At 68.3% G+C, this 15712-nt stretch carries 11 protein-coding genes; 8 read left to right on the top strand and 3 right to left on the bottom strand.

Features of this window, described 5'->3' with window-relative positions; genetic code table 11:
* The first annotated feature begins 136 nt into the window (after positions 1-136).
* The gene (locus ACOGXI_RS12130) at positions 137-1606 is read left to right on the top strand and encodes a dihydrolipoyl dehydrogenase family protein (protein ID WP_419939105.1); all 1470 of its coding nucleotides are present in this window, start codon (positions 137-139) and stop codon (positions 1604-1606) included.
* A gap of 10 nt (positions 1607-1616) precedes the next feature.
* Here ACOGXI_RS12130 and fdhD read toward each other — a convergent pair whose 3' ends face one another.
* The gene (gene fdhD, locus ACOGXI_RS12125) at positions 1617-2450 is read right to left on the bottom strand and encodes a formate dehydrogenase accessory sulfurtransferase FdhD (RefSeq protein WP_419939104.1); all 834 of its coding nucleotides are present in this window, start codon (positions 2448-2450) and stop codon (positions 1617-1619) included.
* 134 nt (positions 2451-2584) lie between these two features.
* Between fdhD and ACOGXI_RS12120 the strand changes: the two genes are divergently transcribed.
* Both ACOGXI_RS12120 and fdhF read left to right on the top strand, forming a co-directional pair.
* Positions 2585-4249 carry an NADH-ubiquinone oxidoreductase-F iron-sulfur binding region domain-containing protein gene (locus tag ACOGXI_RS12120; protein ID WP_419939103.1) on the top strand — a complete coding sequence of 555 codons (1665 nt, stop codon included), beginning with the start codon at positions 2585-2587 and terminating at the stop codon, positions 4247-4249.
* Positions 4250-4358: 109 nt separating this feature from the next.
* Positions 4359-7088: a formate dehydrogenase subunit alpha gene (fdhF, locus tag ACOGXI_RS12115; protein WP_419939102.1), complete on the top strand. Its 2730-nt coding sequence runs from the start codon at positions 4359-4361 to the stop codon at positions 7086-7088.
* A 22-nt stretch (positions 7089-7110) separates the two neighbouring features.
* On the opposite strand, the gene ACOGXI_RS12110 is transcribed toward fdhF, so the two are convergent.
* Entirely contained in the window at positions 7111-9135 is a 2025-nt protein-coding gene (locus ACOGXI_RS12110) for an aconitase family protein (RefSeq protein ID WP_419939101.1), read from the bottom strand.
* 29 nt (positions 9136-9164) lie between these two features.
* The gene (locus tag ACOGXI_RS12105; RefSeq protein ID WP_419939100.1) at positions 9165-10943 is read right to left on the bottom strand and encodes an SLC13 family permease; all 1779 of its coding nucleotides are present in this window, start codon (positions 10941-10943) and stop codon (positions 9165-9167) included.
* A 51-nt stretch (positions 10944-10994) separates the two neighbouring features.
* On the opposite strand from ACOGXI_RS12105, the gene ACOGXI_RS12100 reads away from it, so the two are divergent.
* From ACOGXI_RS12100 to ACOGXI_RS12080, 5 genes are all read left to right on the top strand, one after another.
* Positions 10995-11906 carry an NAD(P)H-binding protein gene (locus ACOGXI_RS12100; RefSeq protein WP_419940196.1) on the top strand — a complete coding sequence of 304 codons (912 nt, stop codon included), beginning with the start codon at positions 10995-10997 and terminating at the stop codon, positions 11904-11906.
* A gap of 244 nt (positions 11907-12150) precedes the next feature.
* Entirely contained in the window at positions 12151-12822 is a 672-nt protein-coding gene (locus ACOGXI_RS12095; protein ID WP_419939099.1) for a hypothetical protein, read from the top strand.
* Between the two features lie 26 nt (positions 12823-12848).
* Positions 12849-13487 (top strand): OmpA family protein, encoded by a 639-nt coding sequence (locus ACOGXI_RS12090; protein WP_419939098.1) that lies wholly within the window; start codon positions 12849-12851, stop codon positions 13485-13487.
* A 112-nt stretch (positions 13488-13599) separates the two neighbouring features.
* Positions 13600-14679, top strand: coding sequence for a YgfZ/GcvT domain-containing protein (locus ACOGXI_RS12085; RefSeq protein ID WP_419940195.1), 1080 nt, complete (start codon positions 13600-13602; stop codon positions 14677-14679).
* 56 nt (positions 14680-14735) lie between these two features.
* Positions 14736-15710, top strand: coding sequence for an alpha-ketoacid dehydrogenase subunit beta (locus ACOGXI_RS12080; RefSeq protein WP_419939097.1), 975 nt, complete (start codon positions 14736-14738; stop codon positions 15708-15710).
* Positions 15711-15712: the final 2 nt, after the last annotated feature.

Below are 15712 nucleotides of genomic sequence, written 5' to 3'. Positions count from 1 at the left end.
GAAGCGAAGCTAAGCGTGAATCGGGACGCGCGGCAAGGAAAATCGGCCATGCCCGGCACGGTTTCTCCGCAGCGGGTGTGCAGCGGGTGTACAGTGAAGCAGCGTTCGCGGAGAAACCTCTACGGGGAGTAGCAACGTGGCTCGAGACCAGATGTTCGACATCGTCGCCATCGGCGGAGGCACCGCCGGTCTCGTAACGGCTGCGGGGAGCGCGGGGCTGGGTGCGAGCGTGGCCTTGATCGAGCGCGACCGCCTGGGCGGCGACTGCCTCTGGACCGGATGCGTCCCCTCCAAGGCCCTGATCAGCTCGGCCCGGGTGGCGCATCATTTTCGTGACGCCGCCGCGCACGGCCTGCGTCCCGTCCAGCCGCAGATCGAGGGAGCGGATGTCCTCGCCAGCGTTCGCGCCGCTCGGGCCGAGATCGAGCCGCACGACGATCCGGAGCGTTTTCGCGCCATGGGTGTCGATGTGGTCGAGGGAGCGGCCCGCTTCGTCTCGCCGCACGAAGTCGAGGTGGACGGCCGCCGCATCCGTGCGCGCCGTTTCGTCGTCGCCTCCGGCTCCCGGGCCGCGGTGCCGCCGATCCCGGGGCTCGAGGAGGCGGGTTACTTCACTCACGCCGAGGCTTTCGACCGCGACACGATTCCCGCCTCGCTCGCCGTGGTCGGGGGCGGGCCGATCGGCGTCGAACTCGCCCAGGCCTTCCGTCGCCTCGGCTCGGAGGTCACGGTCGTGGAGTTGCTCAACCGGCTCATGGTGCGCGAAGAGCCCGAACTCGCGGAGTTGCTGACGAGCAGGCTTCGCGGGGAGGGCATCGAGATCCGGACCGGCCATGTCGTGACGCGGGTCGACCGGGCCGGAGATCGGCGGCGCGTGACGATCGCCGCCGCCGGGGACGCAGTCGGCGACCATCCGGCGGCCGCGCCCGAGACGTCCGAGGTCGACGAGGTGCTGGTCGCCGCGGGGCGCGCGCCGAACACGGAGGACATGGGACTCGACGCGGCGGGGGTGGAGACCGCGAAAGGCTGGGTCACCGTCGATTCGAAGCTGCGCACCTCCCGGAAACACATCTTCGCCGCCGGCGATGTCATCGGCGGCTTCCTGTTCACGCACGTCGCCGACCACGAAGCGCGCACCGTCGTGCAGAACGCGCTCTTCCCCGTGCGCGCGAACATCGACTACGGCGTGATCCCGTGGTGCACGTACACGGAGCCCGAACTCGCTCACGTCGGGCTCACCGAAGCCGAGGCCGAGGATCGCCACGGCTCCGCGGTCTCCGCGCACGTCTACGACATCGGGAACCTGGATCGCGCCATCGCGGAGCGCGCCGCCATCGGGCGCGTGAAGATCGTCGTCGGGAAGGGGGGCCGGATCCTGGGCGGACATATCCTCGCCCCGGGCGCGGGGACGATGATCGCGGAGATCTCGCTCGCCATGAAGGCGGGAGTGAAGCTGGGGACGCTCGGGTCGCTGGTTCACCCCTACCCGACGATGAGCGAGGGGGTGAAGCGTACCGCTGACGCCTACCGCAGATCGACGCTGACGGGCTGGAGGAAGTCCGCCGTCGATCTGGCGCTAAGGGTGGGGAGAAGGCTGCCGCCGTGAACCCGGTGCTTCAGTCGATGCGGTGGCGGCCCGTGTAGACGTTGAACCCCGTCGGCTTGGCGAAGCCGATGAGCGTCATCCCGAACTCCTTCGCCACATCCACCGCGAGGCTGGACGGCGCGCCGACGGCGACGACGATCGGCACGGCGGCGGCGAGCGCCTTCTGCATGATCTCGAACGAGGCGCGCCCGCTCACCGCGAGCACGGACTCGCCCAGGGGGAGTGCCCCGCCCAGGAACCGCTCGCCGATCACCTTGTCGAGCGCGTTGTGGCGACCGACATCCTCACGGAGGAGTTGCAGTTCGCCCGCCGGGTCGAACAGGCCGGCCGCGTGGAGTCCGCCGGTTCGCTCGAACACCGGCTGCCGGCGACGCAGGGCGTCCGGGAGCGATCGCACGACGTCGGCGGATACCGTTGCTCCCGCCGGGATCGGGGCACAACCCCGGATCTCTATCGCTTCGAGAGACGCTTTGCCGCAAACGCCACAGCTGGAGGTGGTGTAGAAGTTCCGGGTCAGCTCCGCCGGATCGAAGCGGGCCGCTTCGCTCAGGTACACCGTCATGATGTTGTATTCCTGCGTCTCGACATCGACGCAGTATCGCAGGTCGGCCACATCCGAGCGGTGTGACAGCAGCCCCTCCGAGAAGAGGAACCCTGCCGTGAGATCGAAATCATCCCCCGGCGTGCGCATCGTCACGGCCACCTGGTGTTCCTCGCCTTCAACGGTCGCGATCCGGATCTCGAGCGGCTCCTCGACCGCCACGGCATCCCGCCTTCTTCGGCTCGATGCCTCGGAGACGCGATCGATCTCGACGCGGGCCGTGTTCCTGCGCGGTGTGATCATAGGGCGAAGGTACGGTGTCGACGCTGACGGCGTCGACGCAACGGTTCCCCGGGTTCCCCGGGTTCCCCGGATGGTCACGCCGCGCGGGTTCAAGTCGTTTGCCGCCTTGGGGCTTGTCGGGTAACTATGACGGCATGAACACGCCTTCGGACGCAGAGCTCCTCGCGAGATGGCGGGACGAGCCGGCGCCCCTGCTTCCCCTGCTGCACGAGTTCCACGAGAGGGACGGGTTCCTCTCCGAGGCAGCGCTGCGGGCCGTCTCCGATGATCTTCGGATTCCCATCGCGGATCTGTTCGGCACGGTGACCTTCTATCATCACTTTTCGCGAGACCCGGAGGGCTATGCGCGCGCGCGTGTGTGTACGGGACCCATTTGCGCCCTGCTGGGGGCGGACGGACTTCTGTCCGGGCTGCCGAAGGCGAAGGCGATGCCGTGCCCGGGCCGGTGCGATGAGCCGATTCCCGTCCTGGACCGCGACCGGGTGCTCTGTGGAACGACGATCGCGGAACTCTCCTCTCGACCCTCTCCGCTCCCGCCCGCTCCACACCCGGACATCGAGGAATGTGTATTCGCGCACATCCGAACTCCGGGACGCGCCACGCTGGCGGGCTATCGGGCGACGGGCGGCTATTCCGGGCTCGAGAACGCCCTTCGCGGGCGGCCCGAAGCGCTCCTCGATGCCATCGACGCGAGCGGTCTGGCGGGGCGGGGCGGCGCCGGCTTTCCCACGGGGCGGAAATGGCGGGCCGTGGCGGAGGCCGCGGGGGAGCCCAAAACCATCGTCTGCAACGCGGACGAGGGGGAGCCGGGCTGTTTCAAGGACCGGGCGCTGATGGACTACGACCCGCACGCGGTGATCGAGGGGATGATCGCCGCCGGCTTCGCCACGGGGGCCACGCGCGGGTTCATCTACCTCCGCTACGAGTATCCGGACACGTTCCACATCCTGGAGACGGCCCTGGAGGAAGCCCGCGGCGACGGGCTGCTGGGACCGGAAGCCTTCGGGCCCGGACGACCGTTCGACCTCTGGGTGCGCCGCGGCGCGGGCGCCTACATCTGCGGCGAGGAGACGTCTCTTCTCAACAGCCTCGAGGGCAAGCACCCGTTCCCCCGGAACCGGCCGCCGTTTCCGGTGACGCACGGGTACGAGGACCTTCCCACCGTCGTGAACAACGTCGAGACGCTGGCTTCCGTCCCCCATATCCTCGTACACGGCGCCGACTGGTACCGGGATCTCGGGATCGGCGACCACGCGGGCACGAAGGTGATCTCGCTCTCCGGGGACATCGCTCGCCCCGGCAACTACGAAGTACCCATGGGCTTCCCCCTGCTGACCCTGATCGACGACCGGGCCGGCGGCGTCCCGGGCGGGCGCAGGATCCGGGCGGTGACGATGGCGGGGCTCTCGGGCGGCTTCCTGGCGGGGGATGATCTCGATGTCACGCTCGACGAGCCCGACATCCGCGCGAAGGGGTCGTTCCTGGGTGCGGGCGGGATCATGGTCTTCGACGACTCGCGCGACATGATCGAGGTGGCGCATTCCGCCATGGAATTCTTCGCCGAGGAATCCTGCGGCAAGTGCTTCCCCTGCCGCATCGGCACACAGCGCCTGACGGAGCGCCTGCACGGCGATGGCCCGCCCGACATCGGCGCCTGGATCGACGAGGTGCACGATCTGGGCGACACGATGATGCAGACGAGCGCCTGCGGCCTCGGGCAGGCGGCCCCCCTCATCACGGAGAGCCTGATCCGCTACTTCCCGGATCGCGTGTCGAGCCACGTCACCGGGTCCGCCTAGCGCACAAGGCCGGACCTGGACGCCGCCCGGATTTGTCGCGGCGGGCGCGGCGCGTCATGTTGGTGGGCCCGGCAGTTTCCAGCGGTGCGGGGTTCTCGCGCCTCCGGAGGTGGGTTTGAGCGACAATTCCGGCAACAGCACGCGCTTCGATTTCGAGATCGCGCTCGACGGCGAGAAGGTCGGCGTCCGTCGGGGCGAGAGCCTGTACGAGGTCTCCGAGCGGCACCGCAAGGAGATCCCGACGCTGTGCTACGACCCGCGCCTGGAGGCCTTCGGCGCCTGTCGCCTCTGCATCGTGGAACTCGAGGGCGCCCGCAACCCGGTCGCCTCCTGCACGATGCGCGCGGAGCCCGGGATGCGGATCACGACCCGCTCGGCGCGGCTCGACATGCACCGCCGCGTGCTCATGGAGATGGTCGCCTCCGAGAACCGCGACACGGACGTCGACCCGCTCTCCGGATACGCCTCGCAGGAGATGGCGGTGCTGCTCGACCGCTACGAGGCCCGGACGGGCCGCTTCGCCGGGGTCACCTCCGGCCGCAGCCGGCCGGACGACGACAACCCGTTCATCCTTCGCGACTACGACAACTGCATCTCCTGCTACCGGTGCGTGCGGGTCTGCGCGGAGCAGGAGGGCGACTACGCGATCTCGGTCATGAATCGTGGCTTCGAGACGCGGATCACGACGGAGTTCGAGGGACTGCTCAATGATTCCGCGTGCACGTTCTGCGGTCAGTGCATCCAGACGTGCCCGACCGGCGCCCTCGCGGACATCAAGGCGCTCGCGAACGCCGCCGTCCCGGGTGAGACGAAGAAGACGCGGACCGTCTGCCCCTACTGCGGCGTCGGTTGTTCCGTCGACCTCATGTCGCGGGACGACAAGCTGATCGGCGTCCTGCCGGCGATGGATGGCCCCGCCAACGAGGGCGCGCTCTGCGTCAAGGGGCAGTTCGCGTTCGACTTCGTGCAGCACCCGGACCGGCTTGCCTATCCGATGGTGCGCGGCGACGACGGCGAACTCCACGAAACCGACTGGGACACGGCGCTCGACCGCGCGGCGGCGGGTTTCACGGCGGCGGTCGAGAATCACGGCCGACACTCCGTGTACGGCGTCGCCTCCGGACGGGCGCCGCACGAAGCGGCCTACATGATGCAGCGGTTCATCCGGGGCGCGTTCGGTACCAACCAGATCGACAACTGCAGCCGTGCCTGACACGCCCCCACGGTCGCCGGTCTGGCGGCCTCTATCGGACGGGGGGCGATGTCGAATCCGCTCGCGGACATGGAAAAGCCCGATGTGATCTTCTGCATCGGGACCAACATGACCGAGTGCCACCCCGTCGCGGCCACCCGCATCAAGCGCGCGGTGGCGCGGGGCGCCAAGCTCATCGTCGCCGATCCGAGACGGATTCCGCTGGCCGAGATGGCCGACATCTACCTGCCGCTCCGCGTCGGGTCGGACGTCGCGCTCCTGCTCGGCATGGCCCACGTGATCGTGCGCGAGGGGCTGATGGACGAGAGCTTCGTGGCCGACCGCACGACGGAAGGCCGCGACTTCATGGAGCACGTCCTGGAGTACCCGCCGGAATGGGCCGAATCCATCAGCGGGGTGGACGCGAAGTTGATCGCGGAGGCGGCGCGCTGGTATGCGAAGGCCGAACGCGGAGCGATCTACTACACGCTCGGGATCACGGAGCACATCTGCGGCGTGGACAACGTGCAGAGTCTCTGCAATCTGGCCCTCATGACGGGCAACGTCGGCCGCGAGGGAACCGGGATCAATCCGATGCGCGGCCAGAACAACATCCAGGGCGCGGGAGACTGCGGGGCGCTGCCGAACAACTACCCCGGCTTCCAGGACGTGCTCGACCCGGCGTCTCAGGCGAAGTTCGCCGCCGCCTACGGCCGGGAGACGGACCTCGAACTGGGGCCCACCAAGGTCACGGCGCTCGACATGTGCGGCGACCGGATCCGCGCCATGATCATCAACGGCGAGAACACGGTCGTCACCGACCCCGACCGGGAGCATTGCGAGCACGCGCTCAGGAGCCTCGACCACCTCGTCGTGATCGACATCTTCCTCACCGAGACGGCGCAACTGGCCGATGTCGTGCTGCCGGCCACTGCCTGGGCGGAGACGGATGGCGTGTGTTCGAACACGGAGCGGCGCGTCCAGCGCCTGCGGAAGGCGGTGGATCCGCCGGGCGAGGCGAAACCCGACTGGTGGTGCGTGTCCCGTATCGCGCAGCGTATGGGGCTGGAGGGCTTCGAGTTCGAGTCGGCAAAACAGGTGTTCAACGAACTCTGCTCGCTCTCACCGATCTACGCCGGCCTGGACTGGGATCTCATCGAACGCGGCGAGTACCACTGGCCGGTGCCGGAGCGGGGTCACCCCGGCACGCCCATCCTTCACGAGGGCGAGTTCGAGAACGGACGCGGGATCTTCCAGTTGATCCGATACCGGGATCCGGCGGAGACGATCTCGGAGGAGTATCCGATCTGGCTCACGACCGGACGCCGGCTGCCGGCCTATCACACGAGGACGCAGACGGGGCGGTCGGCCGGCATCGAGTACCTGTTGTCGGAGGAGCGCCTCGAGATGCACCCGGCGGACGTGTCGAAGTGGGGTCTCGTGGACGGCGGCTGGGCAACGATGTCGAGCCCGCGCGGCCAGGTACGGATCAAGGTCGAGGCCAACGACCGATCCCCCCCCGGAACCGTCTTCGCCTCATTCAGCTTCAACGACGTGCCGGTGAACTTCCTCACCGGAGGCGGCTACGATCCGGTCACGCACACGGCGGAACTGAAGGTGTGTCCGGTGAGGGTCGAACCCGCCTAGACGCGGTGGCCGGACCCCGCTGTCAGCGGGCGGCCCCGCGGTTCCACTCCTGCTCGCCGTACGCCACGATCCGCCCCTCGATCGCCGAGGCCACGCACGTCAGCGGACTCGCCAGGTACACCTGCCCCGGACCGCTGCGGCCCGGGAAGTTCCGATTGATCGAGCTGATCGTGACCTGCCCGGCGGTCGTCGACACTCCGGGCCCCGCGTTGATGCAAGCGCCGCAGCCGGGAGCGAGAACGTCGAACCCCGCATCCCGGAGGGCCCGGTCGTGCCCCTGCTCCCGGCTCCACGCCTCCACATCGATGGAACCGTACTGGGCATAGGCGCGGACGGCCGAGGGCACGCGCTTCCCCGCCGCCACCGCCTCGCGCGCCACCGTCCCGTACATCTCGAAGTCCGCCCGCTTCGCCCCCGTGCAGGCCCCGACGAACACGGTATCCACGCTCACGTCCCCGCCGAGGGCCGAGACGGGCACGCCGTTCCCGGGATCGCCGGGGGTCGCGACCATCGGTTCGATGCCGCTCGCGTCCATCTCGATCGTCGCCGCGTAGTCCGCCCCCGCGTCGCTGTACAGTCCATCGCACAGCGCCCGGATCTCGTCCGCCGACACCCCCCGCCGCCCGGCGATCCAGGCCACGGCCTTCGCGTCCGGGGCGATGATGCCGGTGAACCCCCCGACCTCGGCCGCCATGTTCGTCAGCGTCGCGCGTTCGTCGATGGACAGCGCCTCCACGGCCTCCCCCGTGAACTCGATGATCCGTCCGATCGCCTCGCCGCTCCTGACGGTCGGGTGACGCAGCAGTTCGAGGATGAGGTCTTTCGCCACGACTCCGGGCGGCGGCTCGCCCGTGACGTTCACCCGGATCGATTCCGGCACCTCCAGCCGAACGTCGCGTGTCGCCCAGGCGTTGACGATCGCGGACGTGCCCACGCCGAAGGCCACGCATCCGAGCGCACCCGAATGCGGGGTGTGCGAATCGCTGCCGATGATGATCTGGCCGGGGAGCGCGTAGCGGTCCTGCACCATGATATGGCAGATCCCCTCGCTCCCCGTGCGGTCGGGCAGTTCGCCGTGCAGGCGCACGCCCTTGGCGGCGGCGAACTCCCGCTGGCGGTCGTGCAGGGCGTGCGCCGCGTCGAGCAGGCCGGCCGCCTTCCTCTCCTCCGTGATGACCTCGTCGAGGAACGCGAGGTGGTCGCGGAAGAAGACGATGGACTCGGTGTGGTTCAGACCCGCATCGCCCGCGAAGTCCTCCCAGAACGTCGACGCCATCGGAGTCACGTACTCGTGGGAGAAGCGAAGATCGGCCCGGAGGAAGCCCGTGTCGCCCGGCTGCACGGCCGGAACGCCCAGCCTGCCGGAGGCCGCGTCGGCGACCCAGTGCCGCGCCATGATCTTTTCCGCAATCGTCTGCGGGCGGTCCGCGGGGGTCGTGATGTCCGGGAGCGCGACGAGTCCCTTCAGCCGCGCCACGGCGTAGTCGAGCAACCCGCCGTACTCGATGATGTCGCGCTGAATGCGCCCCGCGTCTCCGATGAACGCGTCGAGCGGGATTTCCTCCCCGCGCCGGATCTTCTCGATCAGAGAGAAATCCGTCGATGCGAGGAGGCCGATGTTCGCGCAATTCTCCCCATAGATGCGCTCGATGTTCTCTCCGATGACGACGCGCAGGCCCGCGGCGCGCTCGGCATACGGCGAAGCCTCCCGACTCGACCCTTTCCCGCGCCTCTTCCCGGACACGGAACACACGAAGCCGCCCTTCCGGATGTCGTTGCGGCCGATCGGGCGCTCGTCGCCGCAGAGGAGGCCGACATACGGGTAATCCCCCAGCTTCTCGTCGAAGTGGTAGCAGACCCAGCCGGGCGTGATCTCATCGGTCGAAATGTCGTCGCGCAGAGGGATCGACGGGTCCCAGTCGAGGTCCTCCCCGGCGAGCTGGCGGCGGATGAGGTCCGGATCTTCGGTAAGAAAGAGGATCCGGCCCTTGAGGCGCACGGTCGGCGGGCGCTTCGCCACGTCGGTCTCGAGCAGATGTTCCAGCATGTTGTACTCCGCCCTGGTTGTACTCCGCCCTAACTGGGCCAGAAGATCGGGATGAAGATGGCGGCCGCCACGAGGAGGAGGAGGTTGAGCACCCCGCCCACCTTCACGAAGTCCGAGAAGCGGTACCCGCCCGGCGCGTAGATCATGACGTTCGTCTGGTACCCGAACGGTGTGACGAAGGAGGCCGAAGCCCCGAACATCACGGCGACGAGCAGGGCGTACGGATTCACGCCCGCTTCTATTGCCGTGAGGATCGCGACCGGCGTGAGCATGACGGCGGTCGCCGCGTTGGAGACGATAGCCGTGAGGATCGCGGTCACCAGGTAGAAGGCGGCGATGAGACCGACCTCGCCCAGGTTCGCGGTGAGTATCACCACCCACCCGGCCAGCCACGAGGCCGCTCCGGTGGACTCGAGGGCTACGCCCAGGGGGATCAGCCCCGCGAGGACGAAGATCACGAGCCAGTCCACCTCCTCGTAGATCTCCTCGACCTTCACGCAGCTGGTGAACACCATCAGACCCACGCCCGTCAGGGCGGCGGTCATGATGTTGAGAACGCCGAACCCCGCCAGCGCGACGACCCCGACCATGATCGCGGCGGCCACGGCGGCGCGCGGCCGGTCTCCCGAAGGCGTCTTTACCTCCGACATCGGGATGAAGGCGGGGTCGTCCGCGAGGCGCTCGAGGGCCGCCGTGGTACCGTGCACGAGGAGGAGATCGCCGACGCCGAACTCGATCTCGGCGAGCCGTTCGGTCACCGTGACGCCGTGCTGCTGAATCGCGAGCACCGTCGCATCGTAGCGCTGCGCGAAACCCTGGTCTCGCAGGGTTCGGCCCACGAGGGGCGAGCTCGGGGCGACGATGATCTCCACCATGCGGCCGCCGCCGGACGTGAGCTTGAGCTGGCGCCGCGTGCGCTCCCTCGGGGTCACGAGCCGCTGCCGACGCGCAAGGTCCAGCAGTCGATCGGCCGCGCCCTGTACATAGAGGATATCGTCCGGCCGGATGTGGCGTTCGCCGCGCGGCGTGGTGATGTCCTGCTCACCCCTCTCGATCCCCAGCACGGTGACGCCGTACCGTTCACCCCACTTCAGCTCCGCCAGCGACCTTCCCTCGGCGGGCGAGTCCGGCGTCACGAGGAGTTCGGTGACGAAGCGCCGGACGTCGTACTTGCTGGACAGGTCGGGCGGACGCGTGCGCCGCGGCATCTGGGCCCGGCCGATCGTGAACATGTAGAGGAGACCTATCGCGAGCATGATCAGCCCCAGCGGCGCGATGGAGAACATGCCGAGGTCGTCGTACCCCCTCCGCACCGCCTCTCCATGGACGACGAGGTTCGTGGACGTGCCGATGAGGGTGACCGTGCCCCCGAGAATCGAGACGAACGAAAGCGGCATGAGGTACATCGACGCCGGTTCCTCCGCCTGTTCCGCGAGCGAAACGAAGACGGGGATGAACACCATCACCACGGCGGTGTTGTTGAGGAAAGGGGACAGGAGGGCGACGATGAGACAGAGGACGAACATGCGGCGGTGCGGCCCGCCGAGCGGTGCGGTCCGCGCCCAGGTCCCGATGGCGGCCACGAGGCCGGTCTTGCGGAGCCCCAGACCGAGGACGAGCATCGCGCCGACCGTGACCGTGGCGGTGGAGGAAAGGCCCGACACCGCTTCCGCCGGCGTGAGGATGCCGCCGAGGAGCAGGGCGACGGGAATCGCCATGGCGACCTGGTCGAGGCGGAGCCGGTCGATCGCGAACAGGACCAGGGCCGCGAGCGCCAGTGCGAGCACGAATACGATGTCGAACGTCATCCGGGGATGTTCAGGCGATGCGCGCCCCGGCGCCAGCCGGGAGGTGAAGTGATGCCGCGGGTCCTCGTCGCGGGCGGGACCGGCTTCCTCGGGCGGGCCTTTGTCCGGGGGCTGCACCGTCGCGGGGCGCAGGTCGCCGTGCTGACCCGAAACCCCGCCGGCGCCGGGCGTCTCGGGCTCCCGGCGGAATACGTCCAGGGAGACGTGCGGCGGCCCGGCGCGCTCGCAGCGGCGATGCGCGGCGTGGACGCAGCCATCCTTTCCGTCCAGTTCCCGGGCTATCCGGTGGAGGCGCCCGCGCGGGGCCGGACGTTCATGGAGGTCGACGCCCGCGGCACCGCCGCCCTGGTGGAGGCCGCCGCGGAGGCGGGCGCGCGCAAGCTCGTCTACCTGTCCGGGGTCGGCGCCGATCCCGGCTCCGCGCGGACCTGGTATCGCGCAAAGGGGCTGGCGGAGGCGTCCGTGCGGGACTCGGGCCTCGACCACGTCATCGTCCGACCCTCATGGGTCTACGGCCCCGAGGACCGGAGCCTGAATCGCTTCATCGCGCTCATTCGCGGGATTCCGCTCGTTTTTCCCCAACTCGGGGACGGTTCCGGGCGGATCACCCCGATCCACGTGAATGATCTGGCGGACCTCGTGTGCGAGGCGACGCTGGGTTCGGCCGGAGACGGACTCACGCTCGAGGCGGGCGGTCCGCATGTCCTGTCGCTGGACGACGTCGTTCGAACGGCCATGGCGGCGCTCGGACGGCGCCGGGCGATTCTCCACATCCCGGCGGGTCTCGCAAAGCTCGGGGCCGCGTGTGCGGAGCTTCTCCCCGGTCAGGTCCTGTCGCGCGACGCCGTGGACTTCGTAACCCAGGATGGGGTCGCCGATTCGGACCCGGCCCGGCGTCGCTTTCCGGCGTTCCGTCCGCGCGACCTCGCGACCGGATTGGCGGAGTACGTCTCCCGCACCTGAACCGCGGATCTTCGCATGTTCGGAAGCCTGATCGGCCATCCCCGAACGAGGTTCCGGCACGCGCCGGAGTACGCGTTGGATATCTTGCATGTTATTCGACATAGGGCTTAGCTTGGATTGATTTTTCCAGCGACATCGGAGGCCGGGTGTCGTTGGTTGCAGTTGGATGTTCGTGCTTGGTTTGCGTGGCGAATCAGACAGCCCGCGCGTTCCTCGGCGGCCTCACAACTCGCAGGAGGTCGATATGAAGGATGTGTTCAAGAAGCTGGTGTTGGCGGTTGGCGCGATGGCTGCGTTCGCTTTTCTGCCGATCCGGGCCGAGGCCCAGAGTCCCTACTCTCCAATGTTCTGGTCCTTCGAGGGCGGCGTCGGGTTGGCCATGCCGATGGGCGACATCGCCGATGCCGCCGAGTCGGGTCCCTCGTTCTCGGGCGCGGCATCCTACTTCCTGCGTCCGCGGCTGGCGCTGCGGGCCGAGGGAGCGCTCGACATGCTCGGCACGAAGGGAGCGGTCGACCCGAACTTTCAGATCCTGCACCTGACCGGCGGGATCGAGTATCACCTCACGGATCCGATGGGGAGCGCCACCGTGGCGGTCGATTTCGGCGTGGGTGCTTCGACGCTCGACTCGGACCCGATTCTGCTGCTGAACGACCCGAGTCCGGGACGCCATAAGGTGGGTCTCGTAAACGGGTCGTACCCCTCCGTCAACGCCGGCATCAAGGCGGGGTTCAACCTCGCCCGACACGCCGACAGCGGAGTTCCGATGGTCACGCTCTTCGCGTCGGCCGACCTCCGCTACGTCATGGCGGACGAGTCGGCGACGGCCGTGTACGGTGCACTCAACAACTCGCCCGGGTTCAGCGCCATCATGGAAATCCCGCTCTCCGTTGGCCTCCGGGTCAACTTCCCTTGAGTCGAGAAAAGAAGGAGTAGTTCAGGATGCGCCAGAACAGGGTGTGGGTGCCGATGGTTGTGGTGACTCTAGCCTTCCTGTCTGCGGGTTGCATGCAGCTCGTACGCCAATGGGAACTCGATCGCGTCATGGAGCCCGTGAACGGGCAACTGGCCGATCATGAGACCCGCATCGCCGCCAATACGGCTGCGGTGGAGGCGCTTCAGGGCGACATAGAGGAGCTGCGGAATCAGCTTGATCGTCTGCAGCAGGAGTTCGGAGGACACGTCAGTGACGACGACATGCACGGGGCGGGACTCGCCGTTTCCCTGCCGGTGCATTTCGACTTCAACAGTTCCGAGGTGCGCGCGGTCGACCGCCCGATTCTGGACGCGTTCGCGGCGGCGATCCAGGGGTCCTTCCCCCAGGCCCGAGTCACCGTGGAAGGCTCTGCCGACCGGGCCGGATCCGCAGCGTACAACCTGAGCCTGTCTCGGGAGCGCGCCGAGAGCGTGAGGGACTATCTCGTGCAGACCGCGGGGATGAACGCCGATAACATCGGCATTGCGGCCATGGGTGAAACGCGCCTCGTAAACGAGGACACCGGGGTCGATGATCGCCAGAGCGGGATCGAGAACCGACGTGCGACGTTCGTGGTCGAGTGGGCCGGATCAGGCTCGAATTAGATCGGCGATGTCCTGAGTTGCACTTCATGGCCAGGTTGGAGTCAGGCTCCCGGGTTTCGGCCCGGGAGCTTTTTTTGCCGCATCGCCTGACCCGGCGGGCCGCGTCGACGTGATGCCGGGGGGCTCCGGGTCGGAAGGGTATCGTGCCGCGGTCGAACGCGTGGGACTGTTCTCGAGCTCTCGGCGCGGTGTCGTCGCGGTCTCGGGTGCGGGGGCGCTGCGAGTCGTGAACGGCCTCGCCTCGAACGATGTGAAGGATGTCCCGTCGGGCCGGGGCGTCTATTCCTTCCTCCTGGATCGCCGCGGCCGCGTCGTCGTCGATCTCCGGATTCTCCCCGCGGCGGGCTTCGAGCGCGACGCCGGAGACTCGGGAACGGAAACGCTGTGGCTGGATACGCCGGGCGATGCCTTGCCGGCTCTGGAGGATCACCTTCGGAAATACGTGCCTCCGATGCTTGCCAGGCACGGCGTGACGAGCGTTGCCGTGCATACGCTCATCGGACCGCGGGCGACCGAAGCGCTCGAACGCTGGGGAGCGGCTGCGGGAGTCTCGTTCCTGCGCCCCGCCGGCGAATTGGCCCCTCTCGAAGCGACCACCGTGCATGTCGGGGGCAAGGCAGCCCTCGCGGCTCGCCGGGAGGAAATCGAGGGAGCCGGGTTCGACCTGTATGTCGATCACGCTGGCGACGCACGCGACGCCAAACCGCTCTTGAGACAACTGGACGACGCCGTTGCGCGGGTCGGGGGAGCCGCCGCCGGCCGCGGAGACTGGGAAATCCTGCGCCTGGAGCGAGGATTGCCGGTCTTCGGGTCCGAGCTGGGCGCGGAGCGACTGGCGCAGGAGGCGGGCCAGGATGGCCGGGCGATCAGCTTTTCCAAGGGGTGCTTCACGGGGCAGGAGGTCGTCGCCCGCATCCACTACCGCGGCCATGTGAACCGTCATCTGAGGGGGCTCCGCTGGGCCCCGGACGCCCTCCGTCAGGCACGCGACCTCGTGGGGGCCGACCTTCACGCGCCCTCCGATGGCGCCAGGCCCGTCGGGGTCGTCACGTCCGCGGTTCATTCTCCACGATTCGGCCCCATCGGCCTGGGCTACGTTCGGCGGGAGATCGCCCTCGGCGCCGTACTCGAGCCGGTAGACCATCCGGGAGTCGCGCTGCATGTGACGGATGTGCCCTTTACGCACGGGTAAAGGGGCGCAACGCGAGGCGTTGCTGATGCGGACGGCGCGCGGTTATTCTTTGCGCCGTGGCTACCTATCTCGAGGCGATCCGACAGGCGATCCGTGAGGAGATGCGGGCGGACGACGATGTCTTTGTCATGGGCGAGGACATTGGCGCCTACGGCGGCGCCTTCAAGATTACGGAGGGCCTGCTCGCGGAATTCGGTGAGGATCGCGTCATCGACACGCCGATCAGCGAGGCGGCGATCGTGGGCGCGGCGATCGGGGCCGCGCAGATGGGCCTCAAGCCGGTGTGCGAGATGCAGTTCATCGACTTCATCGCGCCGGCGTTCAACGTGATCGTCAACTTCGCCGCCAAGGTCCGGTACCGGACGGGGGTGGGGGCCGGGCTGGTGATTCGGGGACCCTGCGGCGCGGGCGTACGCGCAGGGCCGTTTCACTCCCAGAATGTCGAGTCGTACTTCGCCAACGTGCCGGGTCTCAAGCTGGTGGCCCCGGCCACCGTGCGGGATGCGAAAGGACTGCTCAAGGCCGCGATTCGGGACCCGGATCCGGTCCTCTTCTTCGAGCACAAGTACCTGTATCGAAGACTCCGTGAAGAGCTGGAGGAAGGCGAGGATTTCCTGACTCCGCTGGGGAAGGCGCGAACGCACCGCGGAGGAACGGACCTGACGCTGGTCACGTATGGCGCCATGGTCCACACGGCGCAGGAGGCCGCGGAGCAGTTGGCCGCGGAGGATGGCGCGGAGATCGAGATCATCGACTTGAGGACGCTGCAACCGCTTGATAGCGCGGCGATCCTCGAGAGCGTGAAGAAAACGGGGAGAGTTCTCCTCCTGCACGAAGCGCCGCGGTTCGGCGGGTTCGGCGGCGAGGTGGCCGCGTTGGTCAGCGAGCGTGCGTTCGAGTGGCTCGACGCTCCGATCCGGCGCGTCGCCGCGCTCGACACGCCGGTGCCCTATGCGGCGGAGCTGGAGGAGGCTCATCTACCCCAGGTCGCGGACGTCGTCTCGGCGGCGCGCCTGCAACTCAGTTACTGAAC

The organism is Candidatus Palauibacter sp. (assembly GCF_965208055.1).
Taxonomy (GTDB): domain Bacteria; phylum Gemmatimonadota; class Gemmatimonadetes; order Palauibacterales; family Palauibacteraceae; genus Palauibacter.
The sequence above is the reverse complement of the archived record's forward strand: the minus strand, read 5'-3'. Positions and strand labels throughout refer to the sequence as shown.

What these genes read in the sequence shown, in the direction of transcription:
- fdhD (WP_419939104.1), bottom strand. Translation starts at nt 2,450, where the DNA reads ATGATCACACCGCGCAGGAACACGGCCCGCGTCGAGATCGATCGCGTC.
- ACOGXI_RS12120 (WP_419939103.1), top strand. Translation starts at nt 2,585, where the DNA reads ATGAACACGCCTTCGGACGCAGAGCTCCTCGCGAGATGGCGGGACGAG.
- ACOGXI_RS12110 (WP_419939101.1), bottom strand. Translation starts at nt 9,135, where the DNA reads ATGCTGGAACATCTGCTCGAGACCGACGTGGCGAAGCGCCCGCCGACC.
- ACOGXI_RS12105 (WP_419939100.1), bottom strand. Translation starts at nt 10,943, where the DNA reads ATGACGTTCGACATCGTATTCGTGCTCGCACTGGCGCTCGCGGCCCTG.
- ACOGXI_RS12100 (WP_419940196.1), top strand. Translation starts at nt 10,995, where the DNA reads ATGCCGCGGGTCCTCGTCGCGGGCGGGACCGGCTTCCTCGGGCGGGCC.
- ACOGXI_RS12095 (WP_419939099.1), top strand. Translation starts at nt 12,151, where the DNA reads ATGAAGGATGTGTTCAAGAAGCTGGTGTTGGCGGTTGGCGCGATGGCT.
- ACOGXI_RS12090 (WP_419939098.1), top strand. Translation starts at nt 12,849, where the DNA reads ATGCGCCAGAACAGGGTGTGGGTGCCGATGGTTGTGGTGACTCTAGCC.
- ACOGXI_RS12085 (WP_419940195.1), top strand. Translation starts at nt 13,600, where the DNA reads ATGCCGGGGGGCTCCGGGTCGGAAGGGTATCGTGCCGCGGTCGAACGC.